The 24,725-nt window shown below is 75.6% G+C and carries 25 protein-coding genes; 17 read left to right on the top strand and 8 right to left on the bottom strand.

Annotation, left to right across the window (positions count from 1 at the left end; genetic code table 11):
• Positions 1-41: 41 nt before the first annotated feature.
• From AB0J00_RS06205 to AB0J00_RS06190, 4 genes are all read left to right on the top strand, one after another.
• Positions 42-857 (top strand): mycofactocin-coupled SDR family oxidoreductase, encoded by an 816-nt coding sequence (locus AB0J00_RS06205; RefSeq protein ID WP_357741732.1) that lies wholly within the window; start codon positions 42-44, stop codon positions 855-857.
• Positions 854-1,690: a mycofactocin-coupled SDR family oxidoreductase gene (locus tag AB0J00_RS06200; RefSeq protein ID WP_357741729.1), complete on the top strand. Its 837-nt coding sequence runs from the start codon at positions 854-856 to the stop codon at positions 1,688-1,690. The genes AB0J00_RS06205 and AB0J00_RS06200 overlap by 4 nt, the downstream gene beginning before the upstream one ends.
• 113 nt (positions 1,691-1,803) lie before the next feature.
• A complete protein-coding gene (locus AB0J00_RS06195; RefSeq protein WP_357741726.1) occupies positions 1,804-2,745 on the top strand; it encodes a MoxR family ATPase in 942 nt (313 codons plus the stop codon).
• A 231-nt stretch (positions 2,746-2,976) separates the two neighbouring features.
• Positions 2,977-3,735 carry a vWA domain-containing protein gene (locus AB0J00_RS06190; RefSeq protein ID WP_357741723.1) on the top strand — a complete coding sequence of 253 codons (759 nt, stop codon included), beginning with the start codon at positions 2,977-2,979 and terminating at the stop codon, positions 3,733-3,735.
• A 91-nt stretch (positions 3,736-3,826) separates the two neighbouring features.
• On the opposite strand, the gene AB0J00_RS06185 is transcribed toward AB0J00_RS06190, so the two are convergent.
• The gene (locus AB0J00_RS06185) at positions 3,827-4,303 is read right to left on the bottom strand and encodes a pyridoxamine 5'-phosphate oxidase family protein (RefSeq protein ID WP_357741720.1); all 477 of its coding nucleotides are present in this window, start codon (positions 4,301-4,303) and stop codon (positions 3,827-3,829) included.
• A gap of 29 nt (positions 4,304-4,332) precedes the next feature.
• On the bottom strand, positions 4,333-6,162 hold the full coding sequence (locus tag AB0J00_RS06180) for a SpoIIE family protein phosphatase (protein ID WP_357741717.1): 1,830 nt from the start codon (positions 6,160-6,162) through the stop codon (positions 4,333-4,335).
• A 125-nt stretch (positions 6,163-6,287) separates the two neighbouring features.
• Between AB0J00_RS06180 and mftE the strand changes: the two genes are divergently transcribed.
• Positions 6,288-6,989, top strand: coding sequence for a mycofactocin biosynthesis peptidyl-dipeptidase MftE (gene mftE / locus AB0J00_RS06175; RefSeq protein WP_357741714.1), 702 nt, complete (start codon positions 6,288-6,290; stop codon positions 6,987-6,989).
• Between the two features lie 22 nt (positions 6,990-7,011).
• Here the strand turns inward: mftE and AB0J00_RS06170 are convergent, their stop codons facing one another.
• Entirely contained in the window at positions 7,012-8,022 is a 1,011-nt protein-coding gene (locus AB0J00_RS06170) for an iron-siderophore ABC transporter substrate-binding protein (protein ID WP_357741711.1), read from the bottom strand.
• Positions 8,023-8,193: 171 nt separating this feature from the next.
• Here AB0J00_RS06170 and AB0J00_RS06165 point away from each other — a divergent pair, with 171 nt between their 5' ends.
• From AB0J00_RS06165 to AB0J00_RS06140, 6 genes are all read left to right on the top strand, one after another.
• On the top strand, positions 8,194-8,439 hold the full coding sequence (locus AB0J00_RS06165) for a type B 50S ribosomal protein L31 (protein WP_357741708.1): 246 nt from the start codon (positions 8,194-8,196) through the stop codon (positions 8,437-8,439).
• Positions 8,440-8,550: 111 nt separating this feature from the next.
• Entirely contained in the window at positions 8,551-9,438 is an 888-nt protein-coding gene (locus AB0J00_RS06160) for a GGDEF domain-containing protein (RefSeq protein WP_357741705.1), read from the top strand.
• Between the two features lie 74 nt (positions 9,439-9,512).
• Complete coding sequence (locus AB0J00_RS06155; RefSeq protein WP_357741703.1) at positions 9,513-10,976, top strand: cytosine permease; 1,464 nt, start codon at positions 9,513-9,515, stop codon at positions 10,974-10,976.
• Positions 10,973-11,506, top strand: a complete 534-nt coding sequence (locus AB0J00_RS06150; RefSeq protein ID WP_357741700.1) for a cysteine hydrolase — start codon at positions 10,973-10,975, stop codon at positions 11,504-11,506. The genes AB0J00_RS06155 and AB0J00_RS06150 overlap by 4 nt, the downstream gene beginning before the upstream one ends.
• Entirely contained in the window at positions 11,503-12,927 is a 1,425-nt protein-coding gene (gene mftF, locus AB0J00_RS06145; RefSeq protein WP_357741697.1) for a mycofactocin biosynthesis glycosyltransferase MftF, read from the top strand. The genes AB0J00_RS06150 and mftF overlap by 4 nt, the downstream gene beginning before the upstream one ends.
• A 42-nt stretch (positions 12,928-12,969) precedes the next feature.
• The gene (locus AB0J00_RS06140) at positions 12,970-13,197 is read left to right on the top strand and encodes a hypothetical protein (protein ID WP_357741694.1); all 228 of its coding nucleotides are present in this window, start codon (positions 12,970-12,972) and stop codon (positions 13,195-13,197) included.
• Between the two features lie 6 nt (positions 13,198-13,203).
• On the opposite strand, the gene AB0J00_RS06135 is transcribed toward AB0J00_RS06140, so the two are convergent.
• Positions 13,204-13,836 (bottom strand): TetR family transcriptional regulator, encoded by a 633-nt coding sequence (locus tag AB0J00_RS06135; RefSeq protein ID WP_357741691.1) that lies wholly within the window; start codon positions 13,834-13,836, stop codon positions 13,204-13,206.
• A gap of 72 nt (positions 13,837-13,908) precedes the next feature.
• Between AB0J00_RS06135 and AB0J00_RS06130 the strand changes: the two genes are divergently transcribed.
• Positions 13,909-15,375 carry an MFS transporter gene (locus tag AB0J00_RS06130; RefSeq protein WP_357741688.1) on the top strand — a complete coding sequence of 489 codons (1,467 nt, stop codon included), beginning with the start codon at positions 13,909-13,911 and terminating at the stop codon, positions 15,373-15,375.
• Positions 15,376-15,499: 124 nt separating this feature from the next.
• The gene (locus AB0J00_RS06125) at positions 15,500-16,768 is read left to right on the top strand and encodes a Bcr/CflA family efflux MFS transporter (protein ID WP_357741685.1); all 1,269 of its coding nucleotides are present in this window, start codon (positions 15,500-15,502) and stop codon (positions 16,766-16,768) included.
• A gap of 9 nt (positions 16,769-16,777) precedes the next feature.
• Here the strand turns inward: AB0J00_RS06125 and AB0J00_RS06120 are convergent, their stop codons facing one another.
• Complete coding sequence (locus tag AB0J00_RS06120; protein ID WP_357741682.1) at positions 16,778-17,656, bottom strand: M15 family metallopeptidase; 879 nt, start codon at positions 17,654-17,656, stop codon at positions 16,778-16,780.
• Positions 17,653-18,405, bottom strand: a complete 753-nt coding sequence (locus tag AB0J00_RS06115) for a TetR/AcrR family transcriptional regulator C-terminal domain-containing protein (RefSeq protein ID WP_357741679.1) — start codon at positions 18,403-18,405, stop codon at positions 17,653-17,655. The genes AB0J00_RS06120 and AB0J00_RS06115 overlap by 4 nt, the downstream gene beginning before the upstream one ends.
• Positions 18,406-18,444: 39 nt before the next feature.
• On the opposite strand from AB0J00_RS06115, the gene AB0J00_RS06110 reads away from it, so the two are divergent.
• The 4 genes from AB0J00_RS06110 (at position 18,445) to AB0J00_RS06095 (ending at position 22,472) form a co-directional block, all read left to right on the top strand.
• The gene (locus AB0J00_RS06110) at positions 18,445-19,437 is read left to right on the top strand and encodes an ATP-binding cassette domain-containing protein (protein WP_357741676.1); all 993 of its coding nucleotides are present in this window, start codon (positions 18,445-18,447) and stop codon (positions 19,435-19,437) included.
• Between the two features lie 2 nt (positions 19,438-19,439).
• Positions 19,440-20,312, top strand: coding sequence for an ABC transporter permease (locus tag AB0J00_RS06105; protein WP_357741673.1), 873 nt, complete (start codon positions 19,440-19,442; stop codon positions 20,310-20,312).
• 80 nt (positions 20,313-20,392) lie between these two features.
• Positions 20,393-21,697 carry a GAF domain-containing protein gene (locus AB0J00_RS06100; protein WP_357741670.1) on the top strand — a complete coding sequence of 435 codons (1,305 nt, stop codon included), beginning with the start codon at positions 20,393-20,395 and terminating at the stop codon, positions 21,695-21,697.
• A gap of 88 nt (positions 21,698-21,785) precedes the next feature.
• Positions 21,786-22,472, top strand: a complete 687-nt coding sequence (locus tag AB0J00_RS06095; RefSeq protein ID WP_357741667.1) for a DUF4232 domain-containing protein — start codon at positions 21,786-21,788, stop codon at positions 22,470-22,472.
• Here AB0J00_RS06095 and AB0J00_RS06090 read toward each other — a convergent pair.
• Positions 22,457-23,407 carry a HAMP domain-containing sensor histidine kinase gene (locus AB0J00_RS06090; protein ID WP_357741665.1) on the bottom strand — a complete coding sequence of 317 codons (951 nt, stop codon included), beginning with the start codon at positions 23,405-23,407 and terminating at the stop codon, positions 22,457-22,459. The two genes, AB0J00_RS06095 and AB0J00_RS06090, sit on opposite strands and share 16 nt — an antisense overlap.
• A gap of 1 nt (position 23,408) precedes the next feature.
• On the bottom strand, positions 23,409-24,104 hold the full coding sequence (locus tag AB0J00_RS06085; RefSeq protein WP_357741662.1) for a response regulator transcription factor: 696 nt from the start codon (positions 24,102-24,104) through the stop codon (positions 23,409-23,411).
• Between the last annotated feature and the right edge of the window lie 621 nt (positions 24,105-24,725).

Below are 24,725 nucleotides of genomic sequence, written 5' to 3'. Positions count from 1 at the left end.
CCGGGGACCACCGCACGGGGGATCGCTGAGAGGAAGCAGGAATGGGCAAGCTCGAGGGCAAGGTCGCCTTCATCACCGGCGCGGCCCGCGGCCAGGGCCGCAGCCACGCCGTACGCCTGGCGCAGGAGGGCGCCGACATCATCGCCGTCGACCTGTGCGCGCAGATCGACTCCGTCGCCTACCCGATGGCGACGCCGGAGGACCTCCAGGAGACGGTCAAGGAGGTCGAGGCGCTGGACCGGCGGATCGTCGCCACCCAGGCCGACGTCCGCGACGCGGCGGCCCTGCAGGCCGCGGTCCGGGACGGCGTCGCGCAGCTCGGCCGGCTGGACATCGTGCTGGCCAACGCCGGCATCGCGCCCATGGGGGAGGGCAGCGAGACCCCGCAGGCGTGGCAGGACGTCATCGACGTCAACCTCACCGGCGTCTGGAACACCGTGCACGCCGCGGTGCCCACCATGATCGAGCAGGGCGACGGCGGGGCGATCGTGCTGACCAGCTCGACCGCGGGGCTCAAGGGCATCGGCGGTGACAGCCCCGGCGGCGAGGGTTACACCGCGGCCAAGCACGGCGTGGTGGGGCTGATGCGCACCTTCGCCAACACCCTGGCCCAGCACCGGATCCGGGTGAACACCGTGCACCCGACCGGCGTCAACACGCCCATGGTGGTCAACCCGGTGATGGAGAAGTTCCTGTCCGAGGACCCGTCGATCGCCGGCGCGATCACCAACCTGCTGCCGGTCGACATGGTCGAGGCGGTCGACATCTCGAACGCGATCCTGTTCCTGGTGTCCGACGACGGCCGGTACGTCACCGGGGTCACCCTCCCCGTCGACGCAGGGATCCTGGCCAAGTGAGCGGGCGGGTGGAGGGCAAGGTCGCGTTCATCACCGGTGCGGCCCGCAGCCAGGGCCGCAGCCACGCGCTCCGGCTGGCGCAGGAGGGCGCGGACATCATCGCGGTCGACATCGCCGGCCCCGTGGAGTCGATCGGCATGTACCCGCCGGCCACCGAGGAGGACCTCGCCGAGACGGTGCGCCAGGTCGAGGCGCTGGACCGGCGGATCGTCGCCACCAAGGCCGACGTCCGGGACACCGCGGCGCTGCAGGCCGCCCTGGACGACGGCGTCGCGCAGCTGGGCCGGCTGGACATCGTGCTGGCCAACGCCGGGGTGTTCGAGATCCAGCCCGCGCTGGAGCTCACCGACGACGCCTGGCGGGAGATGATCGACATCAACCTGACCGGCGTGTGGAACACCTGCAAGGTGGCCCTGCCGCGGCTGGTCGAGCAGGGCGAGGGCGGCGCGATCGTGCTCACCAGCTCGACCGCGGGGCTCAAGGGGACGCCGAACACGATCCACTACACGGCGGCCAAGCACGGCGTCGTCGGGATCATGCGCACGCTGGCCAACGAGTTCGCCCAGCACTCGATCCGGGTCAACTCCGTGCACCCGACCAGCGTGGACACGGTGATGATCCAGAACGAGAAGACGTGGGGGCTGTTCCAGCCCGACAACCCGAACCCCACCCGGGAGTCGGCGGAACCGGTGTTCCGGTCGATCAACGCGCTGCCCGTCCCGTGGGTCGAGCCGGTCGACATCTCCAACGCGATCCTGTTCCTCGTCTCCGACGAGGCCCGCTACATCACCGGCGTCACGCTGCCGGTCGACGCGGGGTACACCGTCAAGTAGTCCGTTGCCCTTTCGGCGCCGGAAGTGGGACCACTTCCGGCGCCGAAAGTGGCAGGAGGGGGGCCGACATCAGCGAGCCAGAGCTGGACGACGAGCTGGTCACCGGACGGCGGGTGACCGGGGACGACGGCGCGAGCGTGCGCGAGGTGCGCCGGCGGGTGGCCCGGCACCTGGTGGGCCGCGACCGGGAGCTGGACCTGCTGCTGGCCGCGGTGGCCGCCGGCCGCGACGTGCTGCTGGAGGGCCCGCCGGGCACCTCGAAGTCGACGCTGCTGCGCGCGATCACCGGCGAGTGGGGCATCCCGCTGGTGTTCGTCGAGGGCAACGCCGACCTCACGCCCACCCGGCTGGTCGGCCACCACGACCCGGCGCGGGTGCTGCGCGAGGACTACTCCCCGGACAACTTCGTGGCCGGGCCCCTGGTCGAGGCGATGCGCTCGGGCGGGTTCCTCTACGTCGAGGAGTTCAACCGGGCGCCGGAGGACACGCTCAACACGCTGCTCACCGCGATGGCCGAGCGGCGGCTGGCGGTGCCGCGCGTCGGCACGGTCGAGGCGCGCCCGACGTTCCGGGTGATCGCCTCGATGAACCCCTACGACGCGATCGGCACCACCCGGCTGTCGTCGTCGGTGCACGACCGGCTGTGCCGGCTGGCGATCGGCTACCAGGACGCCGCGGCCGAGCGGGGGATCGTCGGCCGGCGCACCGGCGTCGAGTCGCCGCGGCTGGTCGCCGACGCGGTGGCCATCACCCGGGTCACCCGCGAGCGGGACGACGTCCGGCAGGGCAGCAGCGTCCGCGGCGCCATCGACCTCGCCCTGGTGGCCGCGCAGCTGGCCGCGATGCGCGGGGTGCCGCTGCCCGACGAGCCCTCGGTCGAGCCCCCGCGCGGGCTGCCCGAGGAGTACACGGCCGTCGTCCTGGATGCCGTGCTGCTGGCGCTGTCCGGCCGGGTGTTCGTCGACGAGACGCTGGAGACCACCCCCGAGGCGGTGCTCCGGGAGATCTGGGAGGACCACTTCCTGCTCCGGCCGGCTGCCGCCGAGCCCGGTTGAAGAGCGGTCGAGGCCGACTCGCCGCTGACCCGCCGCGGCACCGGCCGGACCCGCGGCACGCGGCCGCTGCGACGGCGTCCCAAACAGCTCACCGAGGCCCCGGCGCTGTACGAGCCGGCCCGCGGGGGAGCGGGCCTGGCGCTGTCGTCCGGTGACCGCCGCCGCGGCCGGACCGGTCCGTCCCGCCCCGGCGGCACGGCCGCCGGGACGACGGACGAGCCCGCCGAGCTGGTGGCGCTGGCCGACCTGACCGCGGAGAGCGACGCCGACCGGCTGACCCGGGCCCGCGCCCGGCAGATCGCCCGCCGGCTCGCGGTGCCGCGGCCGCCGGCCGACCGCCGTCCCCGGCGCGGGGTGGGGGAGCTGGTCAGCCTGCCGTGGTCGGGCGGGTCCGACGAGCTGGACCTCGAGCGCACCCTCGACGCGATCGCCGGGGAGCCCTACCCGGAGGAGACCGACGTCGTCGTCCGCGAGCGGGTCCGGCAGCGCCGGTCGGTGGTGCTGGTGGTCGACGTGTCGGGGTCGATGAAGGGCGAGCGGGTGCGCACCGCGGCCGCCACCGTGGGTGCGCTGGCCGGCGAGCTGGCCCGGGACTCCCTCGCCGTCGTCGCCTTCTGGTCCGACGCCGCGGTGCTGGTGCGCCGCGGGGAGCAGGTCGCCCCGCTGGCGGTGCTGGACCTGCTGCTGCGGGTGCCCACCCAGGGCCTCACCAACGTCACGTTCGCGCTGGAGACCGCCGCCCGGCAGCTCGCCGGGGTACCGCCCCGCGACGCCCGGGTGCTGCTGCTCAGCGACTGCGTGCACAACGCCGGCCCCGACCCGCGGCTGACCGCGGCCCGGCTGCCCCGGCTCGACGTGCTGCTCGACGTCTCCGGTGAGAAGGACGTCGAGCTGGGCCGCGACCTCGCCCGGGCCGGCCGGGGCCGGTGCCGGCTGGTGCGCGACCACCGCGACGTGCCTGCCGCGCTGGCCGCCGTCTTCGCGCCCTGACCCCAGCGGTGATCAGGTCACCTGATCACCGGCTGTCCCCCCGCACCAGCGTTGCCGCGGACGGACAGCCGTTGGTGCGGGGGGACGGCGGCTACAGCTCGACCCGCTCGTTCTCCGCCTGGTAGCTCTGCCCGGTCAGCTTGGCCTTGGCGAAGCTCACCGCGCTGGCGAGCCGGCCGCCGGGGGAGTCCCAGTACTCGGCCGACGCCGCCTCGACCCGCAGCAGCACCACGTTCGGGTCCTCGGGGCCGTCGGGGAACCAGGCCTCCACGACCTTGCTCCACAGCTCCTTCTTCTTCGCCAGGTCGTCGACGACGACGGCGTGCCCGGTCAGCGACACCCAGCTGGAGCTGCCCGAGGTCGCCACGTTCACCTGCGGGTTCACGGTGACGTGGGCGACCTTGCGGGAGTCGCGGGCGGCGAAGAACCAGAGGTCGCCGTCGAACTCGACCTCCTGCATGGCCATCGGCCGGCTGATCAGCGTGCCGTCGGGGGCGGTGGTGGTGAACGCGCCGATCCGCTCGTCCTTCAGCAGCTCGGCGACCTTCTGCGTGCTCTCGGTCGTCATGACCTCACCGTGCCCGGGCCCGGGCTCGCTCATGCCTCCACGCGGAGGGTGACCAGTGCGATGTCGTCGGCGAGGTCGGGCGCCATGCCGGCCATGAGCCGGTCGCAGACCTCCTCGACCGGCACCGTGGCCAGCCCCCGCCCGGCGGCCACCAGCCGGGCCAGCCCGTCGTCCAGGGTCGCGTCGCGGCGCTCCACCAGGCCGTCGGTGTAGAGCACCACGGTGTCGCCGGGCAGCAGCGTGACCTCGTGGTCGCGGCGGCGGGTCGACGGGTCGACGCCCAGCAGCAGGTCGACCTCGCGGCGGAGCAGCTGCGCCCGGCCGTTCGCGCGCACCAGCAGCGGCGGCAGGTGCCCCGCGCACGACCAGCGCAGCACCCGGGCGCTGCTGTCGGCACTCCCGGCCGGCTGCTCGACCCGGGCCAGCAGGGCGGTGGCCAGGGTGCCGACGTCCAGGTCGCGCATCGCCCGGTCCAGGGCCGTCAGCGTGGTGGCCGGCGGGGCGTCGAGGGCGTGCGCCACCCCGCGCAGCAGGTTGCGCACCTGGCCCATCACCGCGGCCGCCGTCCAGTCGTGGCCGGTGACGTCGCCGACCGCGAGCGTGGTGGCGCCGTCCGGGCTGAGGAACGCGTCGTACCAGTCCCCGCCGACCTGGGCCTCCGCCGCGGCCGGGCGGTAGCGGACGTTGATCCGCAGGTGGGCGACCTGCGGCGGGTCGGTGAGCAGCGACCGCTGCAGCGTCTCGGCGAGGGTGCGGGTGGCGCTGGCCCGGCGGCGCTCCTCGACCAGCCGGCCGACCCGGTCCAGCGCCTGCGCGCACTGCGCGGCGTAGGCCTCCAGCACCCGCACCGTGTCGCCGTCGAACACCGACGGCCCGGTCCAGCCGACCGTCCAGGAGCCGAGCAGCCGCCCGCCGCTGCGCAGCGGCAGCGCCGCCCACGACCGGACGCCGAGCGCGGCCCGCACCTGCTGGCTGTGGGGGTCGGTCGGCCCCTCCCGGTCGGCGTCGCCGACGAAGACCGCCCGGCCGGTCGCGGCCACCGCCATCGGCAGCGGCGATCCGACGGTCAGGTCGCCGAACGTGCCGGTGGCCAGCTCGCTGCCCACCGAGTCGTGCAGGGCCAGCGAGCGGCGGTCGGGGCCGAGCAGTGAGACGTTGGTGGCCCGCGCCCCGAGCGAGGCCTCGCTGCGCTCGAACATCAGCTGCACCAGCTCGTCGACGGTGTCGGCCGCCGCCAGCGCGGAGACCGTCGCCGCCAGCCCGGCCAGCTGCTGCGCGGTGCGCCGCTCGCGCTCGTTGGTGCCGCGCAGCCGGGCGTTGAGCCGCTCCAGCTCACGGGTCCGCACGAACAGGTCGGACTCCACCTGGTCGGCGCGGTGCTGCTCGTGGGCGACCTCCCGGCGGGCCGCCTCCCGGTCGTCGACGTAGGCGGTGATGTCGTCGGAGCGGTGCAGCAGCAGCACGACCTCGCCGTCGTCGTCCAGGACCGGGACGTTCCACGGCGCCCAGAAGCGCGCCACGTACGTGCCGTCGGGCAGCCGGATGTCGTGCTTCTGGATGGGCATGGTGACCGGCTGCTTGGTGTCCCGGGCCAGCGCCAGCGAGGCAGCCATGTTCGCGATGCCGTCAGCGGCGGGGTCGTCGGGGTTCTGCGGGAACAGCTCGAACAGGTGCCGGCCGACGTTCTCCGCGAGCGTGGTCGAGGTGGCCGCCAGCCGGGCCCGGTTCGCGTGCACGATGACGAAGTCCGGTGTCAGCAGCAGGAACGGCGCCGGCGCCACGTCGAAGACGCGGGCGAAGTCGGGCTCGGGGAGGTCCTCCCGCCGCCGCCGGTCCGGCAGCCAGCCGCCCTCGGTCACGGGCCCCTGCTCTCGTCGTCGACCGGACCACCGCTGGCTGGGTGGCGTGCCCCACGTGGATACCCGGCGGCACCCACCCGGGGCAACGTGATGTGCACCGGGGAGTCGTCTGACAGGGTGCCCCGGTGGACGTCCCCCGGCTCGCCGACCTCACCTGGCCCGACGCGGAGGGGCGTCCGCTGGTCGTCGTCCCGCTCGGTTCGGTCGAGCAGCACGGCCGGCACCTGCCGCTGGCCACCGACACGGCGGTGGCCACCGCGGTGGCCGGGTCCGCCGCCCCACGGCTGCCCGGCGCGCTGCTCGCGCCCGCGCTGGCCTATGGCGCGAGCGGCGAGCACGAGGGGTTCCCCGGCACGATCTCGATCGGGACGGCGGCGCTGACCGCGCTGCTGGTCGAGTACGGGCGCTCCGCGGGCCGGTGGGCGGGGCGGCTGCTGGTGGTGAACGGCCACGGCGGCAACCTGGAGGCGCTGCGGGACGCGGTGCCGCTGCTGCGCTACGAGGGCCGGGACGTCGCCTGGTTCCCGTGCGCGGTCGCCGGCGCCGACCCGCACGCCGGGCGGAGCGAGACGTCGCTGATGTTGCACGTGGAACCGGGTGGGGTGCGGGAGGAGCTGGCGGCGGCGGGGGCGACCGAGCCGCTGGCGGAGCTGCTGCCGCGGCTGCGCGCCGAGGGGGTGCGCGGGGTGAGCCCGGACGGCGTCCTCGGCGACCCGGCCGGCGCGTCGGCGGCCGAGGGGCGGGCGCAGCTCGAGGACCTCGTGGACCGTCTGGTCGCGGCGGTGCGGAGCTGGTCGGTGGACGACGCCGGGCGGCTGCGGGCCTGACTCCCAGCCGCCCGGCGCGGGGTCACTTCGCCAGCGCGACGGCGAACTCCGGGACGGCCTTGTCGAGCGCGTACCGGATGCCCAGCGCGTTCCCGCTGGAGAACGCGTTGACCAGGTCCGTGTCGGTCAGCACCACGGAGTGGCCGGCCTGCACCGAGGGCACGGCCTGGAACAGCGGGTCGCCGGTGATGGTGCTCGCGTCGATGAAGATCGGGAACATGACGGTCAGGTCGGCGTCCAGCAGCGGGAGCTGCTCGTTGCTGATGGTCACCGAGAAGCTCGTGCCGTCGGAGAGGTCCTGCACCGCCGGGGCGTTGGTGAAGCCCAGCTGCTGCATGAAGTCGACCCGCGAGTCGCCCTCGACGTAGGCGCCGTAGCCCTCCGACGTGCGGGTGCCGACGACGACCGACTTGCCGGCGAACTCGGGGTGCGCCTGCGTGGCCTGGGCGAACGCCTGCTCGACGTCGGCCTTGAGGTCGGCGGCCTCGTCGCTCTTGCCCAGCGCCTTGCCCACCATGTCCAGCTGCTGCTCCCAGCTGGTCAGGTAGGGGCCGACGCCCTTCGGCGGCTCGATGGTCGGGGCGATCTTGGACAGCTGCTCGTAGCGCGCCTTGTCGGCGCTGGAGCGGGTGTCGAGGATCAGGTCGGGCTTGAGCGCCGCGATCTCCTCGAAGCTCGGCTCGAGGGTGCCGATCAGCTTCGGCGCCTTGTCGTACCGCCCCTCCGCCCACGGGCCGACGCCCTCGCCGCCGAAGCCGAGCCAGTCGCTCGCGCCGACCGGCTGCACGCCCAGGGCGAGCGCGGTCTCGGCGTCGGACCAGCCGAGTGCGACGACCCGCTTCGGCTGGCTCTCCACCTCGACGGTGCCGAACGCGGTCTCGACGGAGACCGGGAAGGCCCCGCCGGCTGCGCTGCCGGAGCCCCCGCTGCTGCTGTCGTCGCCGGAGTCGGAGCCGCAGCTGGTGACGACGAGTGCGGCGGCCAGCAGGGCGGCGCCGCGGACGGCGGCGCTGTGCAGGGTGGGGCGGGACATCCAGGCTCCTCGGCTCAGGTCAGGGAAGGCTCACCTAAACACACGGACGTCACGGCGCGGTCACGTCGTCCGCGGGGAACACCGGGACCCCCTCCCCGGTTGCACCGGGCAGTCGCGATCAGCCCGCCCCGCCAGGGGGCGGACGTCCCGCGCAGACCGAGAGGACCTCCCATGCAGCAGGGCATCCACCCCGAGTACCGCACCGTCGTGTTCCAGGACACCTCGACGGGCGCGACCTTCACGACCCGCTCGACGATCGACGCGGGCCGGACGGTCCAGCGCGACGGCGAGCTGCCCGTGGTCCCGGTCGAGATCAGCGCGTCGTCGCACCCGTTCTGGACCGGCAACCAGCGCGTGCTGGACACCGCGGGCCGGGTCGAGAAGTTCAACCAGCGCTACGGCAAGCGCACCCGCTGAGCGCAGCAGCACCCGAGGGGCCTCGCCGGTCGAGAGACCGGCGGGGCCCCTCGTCGTTCCCGGCCCGGTCGGCGGCGCGACAGCGGCGGGGCCCGGCAGTACCGTGCGCCGGTGACCGGTCCCGAGGCGGGTGACCCGGCGCTGGCCGCGGCGCTGGTCGCGACCACCCGGGTGCTCGTGTGCGTGGTCGGCGGTGACGCCCGCATCCGGCTGGTGAACCCGGCGATGGAGCGCTTCACCGGCCGCCCGGCCGACGAGCTGGTCGGCGCGCTGTTCACCGACGTCTACGTCGTCCCCGAGCACCGCGCGCTCGCCCTGGACGCCGTCGCCCGCTCGATGGCGACCGGGACCGCCCACCGGCAGGAGGGCGACTGGCTGGCCGCGGGCGGCGTGCGCCGGCGGGTCACCATGGTCAACGACGTGCTCGTCGACGACGAGGGCCGCCCCGACGCGGTGGTCTGCCTGGGGCTGGACGTGACCGACGAGCGGGCCCGCGAGGCGCAGCTGCACCACCGGGCCCACACCGACCTGCTCACCGGCGTGGCCAACCGGAGCACGCTGTTCGACGAGCTGCGCCGGCACCTCGACGGCGCGACCGGCACCGGCTGCGGCGTGCTCTTCTGCGACTTGGACCGGTTCAAGGAGGTCAACGACCGGTTCGGCCACGCCGTCGGCGACCGGGTGCTGGTCGGCGCCGCGGAGCGCTTGCGGCGCGCCGCCGGGCCGGAGGACCTCGTCGCCCGGCTGGGCGGCGACGAGTTCGTCGTGCTCTGCCCGCGCGCCGACCCCGCGCGCCTCGCCGAGCTGGCCGAGCGGGTGACCACCGAGTTCGGGGAGCCGTTCCGGTGCGCCGGCACCGACCTGCCGCTCACCGCCAGCCTCGGGGCGACGGTGGGCCGGCCGGGGGACGACGCCGACGCGGTCCTGGCGAGCGCCGACCAGGCCATGTACGGCGTCAAGTCGCGGCACCGCCGCCGTGCCCCCCGCGACGGCGGCTGAGCCCGCCGCGGCCGCTCACTAAGGTGCCGCACAACAGCGGGGACGACGCCCCGCCGACCGGGACGGGAGCCGGGATGGCCGAGCAGCTGACGGGCGAGCCGCCCACCCCGCGCGTGGCGGTGGAGACCAACGGCATCAACGTGATCGCCGAGGAGGAGCGCCGCGGCACCCCGCGGCAGCTGTTCTGGCCCTGGTTCGGCGCCAACGTCAGCGTGCTGGGCCTGGGCTACGGCTCGTTCACCCTCGGCATGGGCGTCTCGTTCTGGCAGGCGCTCGTCGCCGGCGTGGTCGGCATCGTGGTCAGCTTCCTGCTCTGCGGCCTGGTTGCCATCGCCGGCAAGCGCGGCTCGGCGCCGACGCTGGTGCTCAGCCGCGCGGCCTTCGGCGTCACCGGCAACAAGGTGCCCTCGGTGCTGTCCTGGGTGCTCACCGTCGGCTGGGAGACGGTGCTGACGTCGCTGGCCACCCTCGCCACCGCGACCGTCTTCACCGAGCTGGGCTGGGGCGGCGGGACGGCGACCAAGGTGGTCGCCCTGCTGGTCGTCGCCGCGCTGGTGGTGGGCGGCGGCGTGCTCGGCTTCGACCTGATCATGCGGATGCAGACCTGGATCACCGCGGTCACCGGCGTGCTCACCGTCGTCTACCTGCTGCTCGTGCTCGACGAGGTCGACTGGAGCGCGGTCAGCGCCCTCCCCAGCGGCTCGGCCGAGCTGTTCATCGGCGCGCTGGTGCTGGTGATGACCGGCTACGGCTTCGGCTGGGTCAACGCCGCGGCCGACTACTCCCGCTACCTGCCGCGCACCGCCTCCACCCGCGGGGTCGTCGGCTGGACGACGTTCGGCTCGGCGCTGGCCCCGGTGCTCCTGCTGCTGTTCGGCCTGCTGCTGGCCGGCTCGTCGACCGAGCTGTCCGACGCCATCGCCGGCGACCCGATCGGGGCGCTGGCCACCCTGCTGCCCACCTGGTTCCTGGTGCCGTTCGTGGTGGTGGCGGTGCTCGGCCTGATCGGCGGCGCGCTGCTGGACATCTACTCGTCGGGCCTGTCGCTGCTGGCCGCGGGCCTGCGGGTGCCGCGGCCGGTGGCCGCCTCGATCGACGGCACGCTGATGGTGCTCGGCACGATCTGGGTCGTCTTCCTGGCCGAGGGCAGCTTCTTCGCCCAGTTCCAGGGCTTCCTCATCACCCTCGGCGTGCCGATCGCCGCCTGGTGCGGGATCTTCCTGGCCGACCTCCTGCTGCGCCGCCGCGACTACGCCGAGCCCGACCTCTACGACCCCCGCGGCCGGTACCGCGCAGTCGCGCCGGTACCGCTGGCCCTGCTCGCGCTGGGCACGGCGCTCGGCTGGGGCCTGGTCACCAACACCTACGCCGGCTGGCTGGACTGGCAGGGCTACCTGCTGGAGGCCTTCGGGCTGGGCGGCCGCAGCGGGAACTGGGCGTTCGCGAACCTCGGCGTGCTGGCCGCGCTCGTGGTCGGCTTCCTCGGCACGCTGGCCCTGCGCCGCCGGGCGGTCCGCGCGCAGGAGGCCGCGGCGTGACGCCGCTGCTGGTGGTGGTCGACGTCCAGCACGTGTTCGCCGACGACACCTCCCCGTGGGGTGCGCCCGGGTTCACCGCGGCGCACGCCAACATCCGCCGGCTGGTCGACGCCTTCCCCGGCCGGGTCGTGCACACCCGGTTCGTCGCCCCGGCCGAGCCCACCGGCGCCTGGGTGCCCTACTACGGGCAGTTCCCGTTCGCGCTGACCGCGCCGGACCACCCGCAGTACGCGCTGGTCGACGACCCGGGCGACGCCCCGGTGGTCACCGCGACCACGTTCGGCAAGTGGGGCCCCGAGCTCGCCGCGCTCACCGGCGACGGGCCGCTGGTGCTGTGCGGGATCTCCACCGACTGCTGCGTGCTGTCGACGGCGCTGCCCGCCGCCGACGCCGGGGTCGGCGTGCAGGTGGTCGCGGACGCCTGCGCCGGCGCCACCGACGCCGACCACGAGCGGGCGCTGGCCGCGATGGCGCTGTACGCCCCGCTGCTCGAGCTCACCACCACCGACGCCGTGCTGGCCGGCCGGTGACCGTCCCGCCCGCACCCGGGGAACGGCTGCCCGACGGGTTCGCCGTGCGGCTCGACCCGCGCACCCGGCGGCGGGACGGCGGGACGGCGCTGCTCGGCGGCTCCCCGCTGCGGCTGCTCCGGCTGGCCCCCGCCGCCCGCGGCCTGCTCGACGGCGACCGGCTGGTGGTCACCGACCGGCGGACCGCCGTCGTCGCCGGCCGGCTGCTGGACACCGGCCTGGCCCACCCCGAGCTGCCCCCGGGCGACCCCGCGCAGGTGACCGTGGTCGTGCCGGTGAAGGACCGGTCCGACGCCCTCGCCCGGCTGCTGGCCGCGCTGCGCGCCGACCCGGACACCGCCGGCTGCCCCGTGGTCGTCGTGGACGACGGCTCCGCCGATCCCGCCGCGATCGCCGCCGCCGCGGACTCCCCCGGCGTCCGGCTGCTGCGCCACGAACGCAACCGCGGCCCCTCGGCCGCCCGGAACACCGGCCTGCGCGTCGTCGACACCCCGGCCGTGGCGTTCGTCGACTCCGACTGCGAGCCCCGGCCGGGCTGGCTGCCCCGGCTCGCGGCGCACCTGGCCGACCCGCGGATCGCGCTGGTCGCCCCGCGGATCACCGGCCAGCCGGTCGAGCGGCCCAACTGGGTGGTCCGCTACGAGGCCGTGGGCAGCGCGCACGACATGGGCGCCCGCCCGGCGCCCGTCGTCCCGTGGAGCGCGGTGGCCTACGTGCCCAGCGCCGCGCTGCTGGCCCGCCGGGCGGCGCTGGGCGACGGGTTCGACGAGTCGATGGAGGTCGCCGAGGACGTCGACCTGGTGTGGCGGCTGGTCGAGGCCGGCTGGCGGGTGCGCTATGAGCCGGCCGCTCAGGTGGCGCACGACCACCGGGCCCGGCCCGCGGAGTGGCTGCGCCGGCGCGCCTTCTACGGCACCGGTGCCGCGCTGCTGGCCCGGAAGCACCCTGGCGCGGTGGCGCCGGTGGTCGTCTCGCCCGGCGCCGCGTCGGTGTGGCTGCTGGCCGTGCTCGGCGGCCGCTGGGGCCGCGTGGCGGCCGCCGCCGTGCTGGCCGGGTCGACCGCGCGGATGGCCCGGAAGCTCCGGGTGCCCGGCCGGCCGCTGCCGGTGGGCCTGGCGGCGGCGGTGGTGGCCCGCGGCACCGGCGCCTCGGCGCGCACGCTGGGCCGGGCGGTCACCCGGCACCACTGGCCGCTGGCGCTGGCCGCGGCGCTGGTGTCCCGGCGGGCGCGGTGGGTGGTGGCCGGCACCGCCGCCGCCGACGCGCTGATCGGCTGGTGGCCGCGCCGCGAGGTGGTCACGCTCGCCGACTTCACCGTCGGCCGGCGGCTGGAGGACGTCGCCTACGGGGCGGGGCTGTGGACCGGGGTGCTGCGGGCCCGCGACCCGCGGGCGCTGCTGCCGGCCCGGCCGCGGACCTGACCTGGTGGTAGGAAGCAGACCACCGGCGACCAGGGAGTGCTCGTGAGCGGCATCGTGTGGATCCTCATCGGCGCCGTGGTCGGCGTCCTGCTGCTCGTCTCCTGGCTGATGGACCGCGCGGCCGGCCGCCGCGGGTCGCGCACCGTGGCGGCCTCCGACATCACCTCCGCCGTCCAGGAGTCCCACCGCGACGCGCGCGTGGCCCGCAATGCCGGCGCGAACGTGTCGCAGGACGCCGGCTGGACGTCGTGGAGCCGCCGCGGCCGCTGACCGGCCTCAGATCGCCGCCAGCACCTCGTCGAGGTGGGCGACCGGGTCGGGGTGGTCGGCGTCGGCGAACCCGCGGTCGGCGCCCATCGCGTCGTCCAGCCAGATCCGGAAGGCGGCCACCGCCCGGGCGACCAGCAACCGGGTGCGCCAGTCGGGTGGCTGCGGACCACCGCGGCGGGCGGCGAGGCGCTCGGCGAGCAGCCGCTCCTGCACCGAGAGCATGAGCACCGGGGACGAGCGGACCGCCGACACCTGGCCGATCGCCCGGAACACCGGGGTGAGCCGGTCGCGGTGCGCCAGCACGTACCCGCCGAGGTCCCGCAGGGCGGCCCGCAGCACGTCGGCGTCGTCCGCCCCCGCGTCGGTGCCGGCCACCAGCCCGGCCAGGTGCTCGTTCATCTCCCGCACCGGCTCGGTGAGCAGGTCGTCCTTGGTCGGGAAGTAGCGGAAGAACGTCCGCGGGGCGATCTGCGCGGCCGCGCAGATGTCGGCGACGGTCACCGCGTCGTAGCCCCGCTCGGCGAAGAGGGCCAGCGCGGCGTCGAGCGTGGCCGCGCGGCTGTGCGCCCGCTTGCGGTCGCGGAGCCCGTCGATGGCGTCCTCCTCAGGGAGTCCGGGTGGGTCGGGTGCGGTGAGCAACCGTCTCGTGGCAGACTCTGCCTCGTGGCAGAGTCTGCCACTTTCGCCGCACGACCGTTCCGGAGGACCAGCATGTCCGAAGCTCCTGCCCGCCCGGCGGACGCCCCAGCGGGCACCACCGGCGACCCGGACGGCGGGTTCGAGCGGCACCACGTCGTGGCCCTCGCGGTCGTGGGGCTGACCGCCCTGATCGTGTCGCTCACCCAGTCGCTGCTCATCCCGGTGCTGCCGCAGCTCGCCGTCGACCTGGACAGCTCCGCGAGCGCCACCGAGTGGCTGCTGACCTCCACGCTGCTGGTCGCCGCGGTCGCGGTCCCGGTCGCCGGCCGCCTCGGTGACCTGTACGGCAAGCGGCTGATGCTGCTGGTCTCCTCCGGCGCGCTCATCGTCGGCTCGCTGATCTGCGCGCTGAGCGACTCGCTGACCTGGCTGATCGTCGGCCGGGCCATCACCGGCCTGTCGACCGCCGCGATCCCGCTGGGGATCAGCCTGATCGGCTCGGTCCTCCCGCCGGAGCGCTCCGGCTCGGGCATCGCGCTGATCAGCGCCATGCTCGGCGTCGGCGGCTCGCTGGGCCTGCCGCTGGCCGGCCTGATCGGCGAGCACGCCGACTACCACGTGCTGTTCTGGATCTGCCTCGTCGGCGGCGTCGTCGGCCTGGTCGGCATCCGGCTGGCCGCGCCGGAGGCGCCGCGCACCGCCACCGGCCGGATGGACTACCCCGGCTCGGTCCTGCTCGCCGCCGCGCTGCTGTGCCTGCTGCTGCCGCTGGCCCAGGCCACCAGCTGGGGCTGGGGCGACGCGCGCACGATCGGTCTGCTGGTCGCCGCCGCCGTGCTCCTGGTCGTCTTCGTGCTGGTCGAGCGGCGGGTCACCTCGCCGCTGGTCGACCTGGTCGTCAACGCCCGGCCCGCGCTGCTGCTGACCAACATCGCCTCGATGTGCGTGGGCTTCGCGCTGTTCGCCAGCTTCATCGGGACGGCGGCCTACGTGCAGGCCCCCGAGGCCACCGGGTACGGCTTCGGCACCTCGGTCGTGGTCAGCGGCTTCTGCCTGCTGCCCAGCGGCCTGGCGATGCTGGCGCTGTCGCCGCTCTCGGCGAAGCTCTCGGCCCGGTTCGGCCCGAAGATCACCCTGGCGCTCGGCGCGGCCGTCGTCGCGGTCGGCTTCCTGGTGCGGATCACCCTGACCGGCGCGCTGTGGGAGGTCGTCCTCGGGACGACGATCGCCGGTGCCGGCACCGGCATCGCCTACGCCGCGATGCCAAGCCTGATCCTCCGGGCCGCCCCGCGGGCGGAGCTGGCGGCGGCCAACGGGCTCAACACGCTGGCCCGCAGCGTCGGCAGCTCGCTGTCCAGCGCCATCGGCGGCACCCTGCTGGCGGCCTCGACGGTCAGCCTGGGCGCCTTCGAGCTCCCGTCGCTGACCGCGTACCGGACGCTGTTCGGCATCTGCGCCGCCGCGGCCGTGCTCGGCGCGGTGATCTCGCTGGTCATCCCGGCCGCCGACGGCGAGCCCGCCCCCGCCACCGCGCGCTGATCCGCTCCCCCTGGCGTGGCGACACGCCGGGGGGAATGGCCGGGGCGGGTGCGCGGTTACGGAGCGTTGCACCAGCGGACAGGCCAACGACGGCGCCGCACCACCGCGCCGACGAGAGGCCTCCATGAGCACCACCGTGACCAGCCGCACCCGCACCACCACCGGCACCGCGGCTCCGCCGGCCCGCGGGCTGAGGCTGACGCTGGTCCTGGGCGCGTTCATCGCGCTGGGGCCGCTGACCATCGACATGTACCTGCCGGCGCTGCCGACGATCACCGACGAGCTCGGCACCACCGACTCGGCCACCCAGCTGACCCTCACCGGCACCCTGCTGGGGCTGGGGCTCGGCCAGCTGGTGCTCGGCCCGCTCGCCGACGCGCTGGGCCGCCGCCGCCCGCTGCTGGTCGGGACGGCGGTGCACCTGGCCGCCTCGCTGCTCGTGCTGGTCGCGCCGAACGTGCTGGTGCTGGGCCTGCTGCGGGTGCTGCAGGGCGCGGGGGCCGCCGCTGGCGCGGTGATCTGCCTGGCGATCGTCCGCGACCTGTTCGCCGGCCGGGCCGCCGCCACCATGCTGTCCCGGATGATGCTGGTGCTGGCCGTCTCGCCGGTGCTCGCCCCCGCGCTCGGCGGCGGGCTGCTCACCATCACCTCGTGGCGCGGCGTGTTCGCCGTGCTGGCACTGATCTCCCTGCTGCTGCTGGTCGCCGGCCGGGTGGCGCTGCCCGAGACGCTGCCGCCGGCCCGCCGCCGCAGCGCCGGCGTCCGCAGCACGCTGCGCGGGTATGCCGGGCTGCTGCGCGACCGGGTCTACGTGGGCCTGGTGCTCGTCGCCGGCCTCACCATGGCCGGGCTGTTCGCCTACGTGTCCGGCTCCTCGTTCGTGTACCAGGACGAGTTCGGGCTGGGCGAGCAGGCGTTCGCGCTGCTGTTCGCCGCCGGCGCGGTGTGGCTGATCGGTGCCACCCAGTTCAACCCGGTGCTGCTCAAGCGCTGGACGCCGGGGCAGCTGCTGCTCGCGGCCACGGTGGCCGGCGCGGTGGTGGGCGCCGTCCTGGTGGTCCTCGCCGTCACCGGCACGGGGGGCCTGTGGGGCGTCGTCGTCCCGGTCTGGGCGATGCTCGCCTGCTGCGGCGTCGCGCTGCCGAACGCCCCGACCCTGGCCCTGGCCCGGCACGGGGAGGCGGCCGGCACCGCGGCCGCGCTGGTCGGTGCGGTCCAGTTCGGCATCGGCGCGGTGACCTCACCGCTGGTGGGCGTGCTCGGCAACGACGCGACCGCGATCGGCCTGGTCGTGCTGGTCGCGCTCACACTGGCGATCGGCGTGCTGCTGACGGTGGTCAAGCCGTGGCAGCTCGCGGACGTGCCCGACGGCGACGTGGTCGTCGTCCACTGACCCCGCCGGTCAGGGGGCCGCGTACTCCGGGCCGCCGCTGATGCCGAAGAACTCCTCGAGGGTGATCACGCCGCGGCGGACGAGCTCAGCGGTCAGGTCGCGGCCGACCCAGCGGAAGTGCCACGCCTCGGGCGAGTACCCGGTGACGGCGCTGCCGGCCGCGGTGTAGCGCAGCAGGAAGCCGAACTCGGCCGCGTGGGCGGCCAGCCAGCGGCCCTCCGGCGTCCCGCCGAAGCAGCTGCTCAGGTCGCAGCCGGGGGAGCCGGCGCTGCCCAGGTCGACCGCGAACCCGGTCTGGTGCTCGCTGTAGCCGGCGCGGGCGGACACGCTCTCCGCGTACTCCCACCCCTGGCGGGACACGGCTTCGTCGTGCACGCCCACCTGGTAGGCGTAGGACCGGTAGCCGCTGCTCACGGTCACCCGCAGCCCCTCGGCCGCCGCCGCGTCGATCATCGCCTGCAGGTCGGGTGCCGCCTGCGCCGACACCTGCTTGCCACCGACGGTGGCCAGCTGCGCGGGGGCGAAGTCCAGCGGCTGCAGCGGGTGCTGCTTGTTGACCACCACCCACGGGCTGGCCGGGTCGGTGGTGGAGTGCGCGGCGGTGTCGAACACCGGGGCGGCCGGCGGCGGTGCCGCGGACGACGGTGCGGACGACGGCGGGGCGGACGACGGTGCCGTGGACGGCGCGGCCGGCGGCGCGGCCGACCGGGCCGCGTACCAGGTCTCGGCCGAGTGCGCGTCGCCGCGACGGACGCCCCAGGTGGTGAGGGCGCCGGTGGCCGCGAGCACCGCGACCAGCAGCACGCCGAGCAGGACGACGCGGCGCCGGCGGGCCCGCGCGCGCTGGGCGCGCACCTGCCGTCGGCTGCTCCCGGAGGCCGGGCTCATCGGGTCTGCTGCCCTCCCGTCCCGGGTCCGGGGCGCGTGGCCCGGTGGTCCTCCTCGCCGGCACGAATCTGCCAGACGGACGGCGGTGCGTCACGCTCCCGCGCGAACCGGGCGCGCAGGCCGCCGACGAGCAGGTCCAGCCCGAACTCGAAGGTCGCGGAGTGCGGCTGGGCGGCCAGCTCGCGCACCGCCGCGGCCATCAGCGGCTGCCCGGCCAGCGCGTCCGCGCCGCCGGGGGGGCCCGGGTGCGGTGCGGCCGCCTCGCGCTCGGCCTCGGCCTGCCACTCGGTGGCGCTGCCGATGACGTAGGCGCCCACGGCGAACAGCGCCTGCTGCGCCTCGCCGGGGGTCATCCCGGCCGCGACCAGCACGCCGAGCGCCCGCTCGATGCCGGGGAACGACTCGGTGCCGGGCCGGTTGCCGGCCAGCACGCGGGGGGCGTCCCGGGTGGCGACGAGGGTGCGGAACATCCGCAGCGCGTCGTCCCGCAGCCACTCCCACCACGGCTGGCCCGCGGCGGGGCCGGCGGCGCCCTCGTCGCGGCGGGTCAGCTCGTCGGTCATCAGGTCCATGAGCTGCCGCTTGCTGTCGACGTGCCAGTAGAGGGTGGGCGCGGAGACCCCCAGCCGGGTGGCGATGCGGCGGAACGACACCGCCTCCAGCCCGCCGTCGGCGAGCAGCTCCAGGGCGGCCCGGACGATCGCCTGCCGGGTCACCGGGGCGCGCTCGGGGGTCCCGACGGGTTCCACGCTTGACAGCCTAACGGTGGTAGGGAGACCCTCGGCGCCGTGTCTAACGCTGTTAGGGAGCCGGCCATCGAGACGGCCGGGCTGGCGAAGAGCTACCCGGGTGGCGGCGCCGTCATCGAGGCGGTGAAGGGCATCGACCTGCGGGTGGAAGCCGGGCAGACGTACGGCTTCCTCGGCCCCAACGGTGCGGGGAAGTCCACGACCATCGAGATGCTGTGCACGATCCGCAACCCGACGGCCGGGTCGGCGCGGGTCGCCGGCTTCGACGTCGTCCGGGAGCGCGACGAGGTCCGCCGGCGGATCGGGCTGGTGTTCCAGCAGCCGACGCTCGACCAGCAGCTCACCGCCGAGCAGAACCTGCGCTTCCACGCCGACCTGTACGGGCTGCCGCGGGCGGTGGCCGAGCGGCGGATCACCGAGGTGTTGGAGATGGTCGCCCTCGCCGACCGGCGCAAGGACACGGTGATCAAGTTCTCCGGCGGCATGAAGCGGCGGCTGGAGATCGCCCGGGGCCTGGTGCACGCCCCGCAGGTGCTGTTCCTCGACGAGCCCACCATCGGGCTGGACCCGCAGACCCGGGCGGCGATCTGGGACCACCTGCGCGAGCTGCGCGAGCAGACCGACATCACGGTGTTCGTCACCACGCACTACATGGACGAGGCCGAGCACTGCGACCGGATCGCGATCATGGACCACGGCGAGGTGATCGTCGAGGACACCCCGGAGGCGCTGAAGTCCAGCGTCGGCACCGACCGGATCGCGCTGCGCACCGACGACGACGAGCTGGCCATCGCCCGGGTGCGCGAGCGGCTCGGTGTCGAGGCGGCGATGCGCGAGGGCCAGGTGACCCTGGCCGTGCCGGACGGCGCCTCGGTGGTGCCCCGGCTGTTCACCGAGCTCGGCGTCGGGATCCGGTCGGTGACGGTGACCCGGCCGAGCCTCGACGACGTCTTCCTGACCTACACCGGCCGCACGATCCGTGACTCCGAGGGGCCGCAGCAGCGGATGCCCCCGAACGCCTGGAGGCGCTGAGCATGACCACCACCGACGCCCGCCGCACCGCCGTCCCGCAGCCGCTCGGCGAGGTGCGCAGCGACGCCGTCCACCAGGCGCGGGCCGCCTGGGTCGTGATGCGCCGCGAGCTGACCCGCTTCCGCTCCGACCGCACCCGCATCCTCACCATGCTGCTGCAGCCGGTGCTGTTCATCTTCGTGATGGGCACGGGCCTGGGCAGCATCGTCGACACCGGCGGCGGCACCAGCTTCCGCACCTTCCTCTTCCCCGGCGTGCTGGCCACCTCGGTGCTGTTCACCGCGGCGTTCTCCGGCATCTCGCTGGTCTGGGACCGGGAGTTCGGCTTCCTGCGCGAGATGATGGTCGCGCCGATCTCGCGTGCCTCGATCATCTGGGGCAAGTGCCTGGGCGGCGCCGTGGTGGCCACCGGGCAGAGCCTGGTCGTGCTCGCGCTGGCCGGCACCGTCGGCATCCCCTACGCGCCGGGCATGCTGCTGGCGCTGGTCGGCTGCCTGTTCCTCGGCTCGCTGCTGCTCACCTCGATCGGCGTGCTGCTGTCGACCCGGATCAAGACCATCCAGGCCGCGATGCCGGTCAGCCAGCTGCTGATCATGCCGATGATGTTCCTGTCCGGGGCGCTGTTCCCGCTGTCCGGGCTCCCGGGCTGGCTGTCGGTGCTGACCCGGCTCAACCCGCTCACCTACGTGGTGCAGCCGATGCGGCACCTGGTGCTGGACCGGCTGAGCCTCACCGCGGCCGAGCGCGAGCGGCTGCTCCCGGTGGTCTCCTGGGGCGGGTGGCACGTGCCGGTCGGCGTGCAGCTGCTGCTGGTCGCCGTCCTCACCGTCGGGCTGGTCTCGCTGGCCGCGCGGGTGTTCCGCACCACCGAGTGAGCGCCGGCCTGCTGGCGCGAACGAGGTGATCAGGGTCACCATGGGCGGGCCATGAGCTCGCCGACCCCGGATCCCGCCCCGTGACGGCGGCGACGAACCCCTGGCTGGCGCTGCCCGACGGCGGCGCCGGCCCGGCGCTGTCCCGGCGGCTGCGGGCGGCGCACGAGCAGCTGGTCACCGAGGGCCCCGCCGGGCCGGCCCGGGAGTCCGTCCGATCGGTCGTCTGGGAGTCGTGGGGGCGCAGCCTGGGCAGCGGGGTCGACCCGGACGGCGCCCCGCCCCCGGTCGAGCTGCTCGACGGCGACCTCGCCGCCTACCGGGCCGCGCACCCGCTGGCCGCGGTGATGCCGGTGGTCCGCCGGCTGCTGGTCGCCGACGCCGAGGTCGACCGGATGATCGTCGCGGTCACCGACGCGCAGGGCCGGATGCTGTGGGTCGAGGGCGACTCCGCGCTGCGCGGCCGGGCCGAGGGGATGCACTTCGTCGAGGGCTCCCGGTGGGGCGAGGACGTCGCCGGCACCAACGCCCCCGGCACCGCGCTCGCGCTGGACCACGCGGTGCAGATCCACGGCGGCGAGCACTACCGCCGGCCGGTGCAGGCGTGGAGCTGCTCGGCCGCGCCGGTGCACGACCCGGTCACCGGGGTGCTGCTGGGCGCCATCGACGTCACCGGCGGCGACCACGTGGCCAGCCCGCAGGTGCTCACCCTGGTGCGGGCCACCGCCGCGGCCGCCGAGTCGGAGCTGCGCTGGCTGTACCGCGAGCGGCGGGCCGCTCCGGTGCGCCCGCTCGGCGCCCCGCAGCTGGAGGTGCTCGGTCGTGACCGGGCGCTGCTCGGGACGCCCGGCGGCAGCCAGGAGCTCTCGCTGCGGCACTCCGAGCTGCTCCTGCTGCTCGCCGAGGCGGGCGCGGCGGGGGAGGGCCGCACCGCCGAGCAGCTGGCCGCCGAGGTGCACGGCGCCGGCGCCGCCACGGTCACCGTGCGGGCGGAGCTGTCCCGGTTGCGCCGGCTGGTCGGCCCGGACCTGCTCGACTCCCGTCCCTACCGGCTGCTCCTGCCGGTGCGCTCGGACGCCGGGGACGTCCGCCGGCTGCTCGCCCGCGGCTCGGTGGGTGCGGCGCTGGAGCGGTACCCGGGCGCACTGCTGCCGCCGTCGACGGCGCCGGGCGTGCGCGCGGCCCGGGCCCGGCTCAGCGGCGCGCTGCGCCAGGCGGTGCTGACCGCCCGCCGGCCCGAGCTGCTGGCCCGGTACAGCGCGCTGCCCGAGGTCGCCGACGACGTCGGGGTGTGGCTGGCCTGCCGGGACACGCTGCCCGCCGGCACCCCGCGCTGGGCCGCGGCGGTGGCGAACCTGCAGCGGCTGGGCCGGCAGCGCCGCCGCTGACCTCGATGTCACCGATCCGTCACCTCGGTGCGCGGGATCGTCACGCCGGGTGCGCGACCTGCGGCCTGGATCTTCCTAGGGTCGGGGCATGACCTCTTCCGCACCCCTGCTCCGGGTCGCGGCGGTCGCCGCCGCGGTGACCGCGCTCGCCGGCTGCTCGTTCCAGGGTTCGGCCGACGACCCCGACGCCAGCGGCTCCGCCCGCCCGAGCGTGTCGTCGTCCGCCCCGTCGTCCCCCTCGTCGTCCTCGTCGGCCGCCGGTGGCTCGTCCGCCTCCGCCCCGGCGTCGTCCGGCTCGTCCGCGAGCACCCGCCCGGCCGGCTCCACCGCGCCCGGCTCGGGGAGCGGGGGCGGCGGCGTCGACCGCTGCCACACCAGCGAGTTGACCGGCAGCCTGCTGCCCGGCGACCCCGGGGCCGGCCAGCGGCACGCCACGCTGGTGCTCACCGACACCGGCGGGCAGACCTGCACGATCGACGGCTACGGCGGGCTCGGCCTGGTCGACGCCGCCGGGAAGGCGCTGCCGACGAAGCAGGTGCGGACCGGGTCCGCGCCGAAGCCGGTCACCCTGCGGCCGGGCGCGAAGGTCACCGCGCAGCTGCAGTGGGGCGCGGTGCCGGGCACCGGCGACGGCCCGACCGGCGACTGCCAGCCGACCGCCGCGGCGCTGCAGGTGATCCCGCCGGACGAGACCGACCCGCTGCGCGTCGCCTGGCAGGGCGGTCCGGTGTGCGAGGGCGGCACCATCCGGCAGACGGCCTACGTCGCCGGCTGAGCCGTCCGGGCGGGGCCGTCGCCGGGCAGGGTCAGCCGCACCACCGTGCCGCTGCCCTCCCGGCTCTCCACGGTGACCGAGCCGCCGTGCCGCTCGGCCACCGCCCGCACCAGGGGCAGGCCCAGCCCGCTGCCGGGGACGGCGCGGGTGCGCTGCCCGCGGTAGAGGGTGTCCCAGACGTGCGGCAGGTCGTCGGCGGCGATGCCCGCGCCGGTGTCGGCCACCTCGACCACCACGTCGCCGGCCGACTCCCGGGCGCGCACCTCGACCCGGCCGCCCGGGGGCGTGTACTTCAGCGCGTTGTCCAGCAGGTTGCCCACGGCGAGCAGCAGCAGGTCGCCGTCGCCCAGGACGGCGGGCAGCGGCCACGGCGCCCGCGGCAGGTCGGCGCTGATCCGCCGGGCCGCGGCGCCGGGCTGTTCGCGGAGCACCTCGACGGCCTCCTCGACCAGCTCGGTCACGTCGACCGGACGGCGGTCGACCCGGTTGCCCTCGACGTCGGCGATCTTGCGCAGGTCGGCGGTCAGCCGGCTCAGCCGCAGCACCTGCTCCTCGATGCTGCGCAGCCCGGCCTCCTGCTCCGGCCCGGGCCCGGCGGCGGTCACGTTGGCCACCGCCGCGCGCATCGCGGTCAGCGGGTTCTTCAGCTCGTGGTCCAGCCGGGACATCAGCAGCTGCCGGTCCCGCGCCGCGGCGGCGCGTTCCGCGCCGAGCCGACGCCGCCCGAGGACGTCCGCCCGGGTGCGGACGGCGAGCAGCAGCACCAGCAGGCCGGTGACGGCGATGCCGGCGGCCAGCAGCCAGTCGCCGCGCAGCGCGGAGACCTCGATGCGCAGCCGCCGGTCGGCGAACCAGCCGGCGCGGGCGCCGACGTCGAGCACCACGCCGGCGAGCAGCGGCAGGACGGCGAGCACCCACCAGGTCGCGCGGCGCACCTCAGGCGGCCTCGACGGGTGCGGCGAACCGGTAGCCCTGGCCGGGCACGGTGGCGATCAGCTCCGTGCCGTCCTCCAGCACCCGGCGCAGCTCGGCGATCCGGGTGTCGACGGACCTGGTCGTGGTCGGGTAGCTCCAGCCCCAGACCGCCTCGAGCAGCCGCTCCCGGGTCATGACCTCGTCGGGGTGGGTCATCAGGTAGGCGAGCAGGACCGTGGCGCGCGGGGTGAGCGTCACCTCGTGGCCGTCGCGGAACACCCGCTGGGAGGCGCGGTCCAGCAGCACCGCGCCGCTGCGCAGCCGCTGGGCGCTGGCCAGCGACGGGCCGGTCCCGCTGCCGCGGCGGAGCACCGCCCGGATGCGGGCGACCAGCTCGTGGGGGTCGAACGGCTTGTTGAGGTAGTCGTCGGCGCCCTCCTCGAGCGCCATCGCCCGCTCGCCCGACTCGCCGACCTGGGTGAGCAGGATGATCGGCACCGCCCGACCCTGCCGGCGCACCTCCCGCAGCACCGCCCGGCCGTCGGTGCCGGGCATGAGCACGTCGAGGACGACGAGGTCGGGCTCCCGGGCCTGGATCCGGGCCAGCGCGGCGTCCCCGTCGGCGGCCACGGTCACCTCGAACCCGGCGCGCTGCAGGAATGGCGCCAGGTTGTCGGTGATGGCCGGCTCGTCGTCGACGAGCAGGATCGAGGGCACCGGCCCATCCTGCCGCCCGTCCCCGGATCAGCCGTCGAGCGCCTCGCGCACCGAGTCGGGTGGTGATCTGGAGACGGCGGGCCATGGGCGCTGCGGCGCGAACGGGCACCGCCACGTCGCCCGCCCGCCCGCGCCGCGCGCAATGAAGCATGGCGTCGCCAAAACTGCGGACGCGAAGGCGTACGCCAGTGCTACCCGAGCCGACTGGACGGGAAGCGAACTGCGTGCGGCTGGTACTTGACGCGTCGACCAGGCGTCCCCGGCCGGCCGCATAGGTCAGCCACTAGTCGAGCGAGCGCCAACGGCATCGTGGGGCCCGCGATCTACACCTTCCGCGCGGGCCCGAGCCGGCCCCGCCGGCGCTGCAGAGATTCTGCTGCCCCCCGGCAAGGCGAGCCTGCGGGCGCGGCCGCTGCACGCAAGGTCATTCGTCCTGGCTGTGCCCGGCCGCTGCCCCTCGCCCTCCGCGGCCTCCATCGCCCGCCGTTCCTTCCTTGGCGGGAGAGCCGAAGGTGCCGACGGTCGTGGCGGCGAAGTCGGTTGGCTGCGGCGTCACCGGCGGCCCGGATCGATGAGCTCCGCAATGCTCAGAGAAGCCGCGGCAACCGCCGTTCTGGCCCG

This window comes from Modestobacter sp. NPDC049651, from assembly GCF_040659695.1.
Lineage (GTDB): Bacteria > Actinomycetota > Actinomycetes > Mycobacteriales > Geodermatophilaceae > Modestobacter.
The sequence above is the reverse complement of the archived record's forward strand: the minus strand, read 5'-3'. Positions and strand labels throughout refer to the sequence as shown.

What these genes read in the sequence shown, in the direction of transcription:
- AB0J00_RS06185 (WP_357741720.1), bottom strand. Translation starts at nt 4,303, where the DNA reads ATGACGACCGAGAGCACGCAGAAGGTCGCCGAGCTGCTGAAGGACGAG.
- AB0J00_RS06155 (WP_357741703.1), top strand. Translation starts at nt 9,513, where the DNA reads ATGGCCGAGCAGCTGACGGGCGAGCCGCCCACCCCGCGCGTGGCGGTG.
- AB0J00_RS06125 (WP_357741685.1), top strand. Translation starts at nt 15,500, where the DNA reads ATGAGCACCACCGTGACCAGCCGCACCCGCACCACCACCGGCACCGCG.
- AB0J00_RS06205 (WP_357741732.1), top strand. Translation starts at nt 42, where the DNA reads ATGGGCAAGCTCGAGGGCAAGGTCGCCTTCATCACCGGCGCGGCCCGC.
- AB0J00_RS06165 (WP_357741708.1), top strand. Translation starts at nt 8,194, where the DNA reads ATGCAGCAGGGCATCCACCCCGAGTACCGCACCGTCGTGTTCCAGGAC.
- AB0J00_RS06170 (WP_357741711.1), bottom strand. Translation starts at nt 8,022, where the DNA reads ATGTCCCGCCCCACCCTGCACAGCGCCGCCGTCCGCGGCGCCGCCCTG.
- AB0J00_RS06120 (WP_357741682.1), bottom strand. Translation starts at nt 17,656, where the DNA reads ATGAGCCCGGCCTCCGGGAGCAGCCGACGGCAGGTGCGCGCCCAGCGC.
- AB0J00_RS06105 (WP_357741673.1), top strand. Translation starts at nt 19,440, where the DNA reads ATGACCACCACCGACGCCCGCCGCACCGCCGTCCCGCAGCCGCTCGGC.
- AB0J00_RS06130 (WP_357741688.1), top strand. Translation starts at nt 13,909, where the DNA reads ATGTCCGAAGCTCCTGCCCGCCCGGCGGACGCCCCAGCGGGCACCACC.
- AB0J00_RS06095 (WP_357741667.1), top strand. Translation starts at nt 21,786, where the DNA reads ATGACCTCTTCCGCACCCCTGCTCCGGGTCGCGGCGGTCGCCGCCGCG.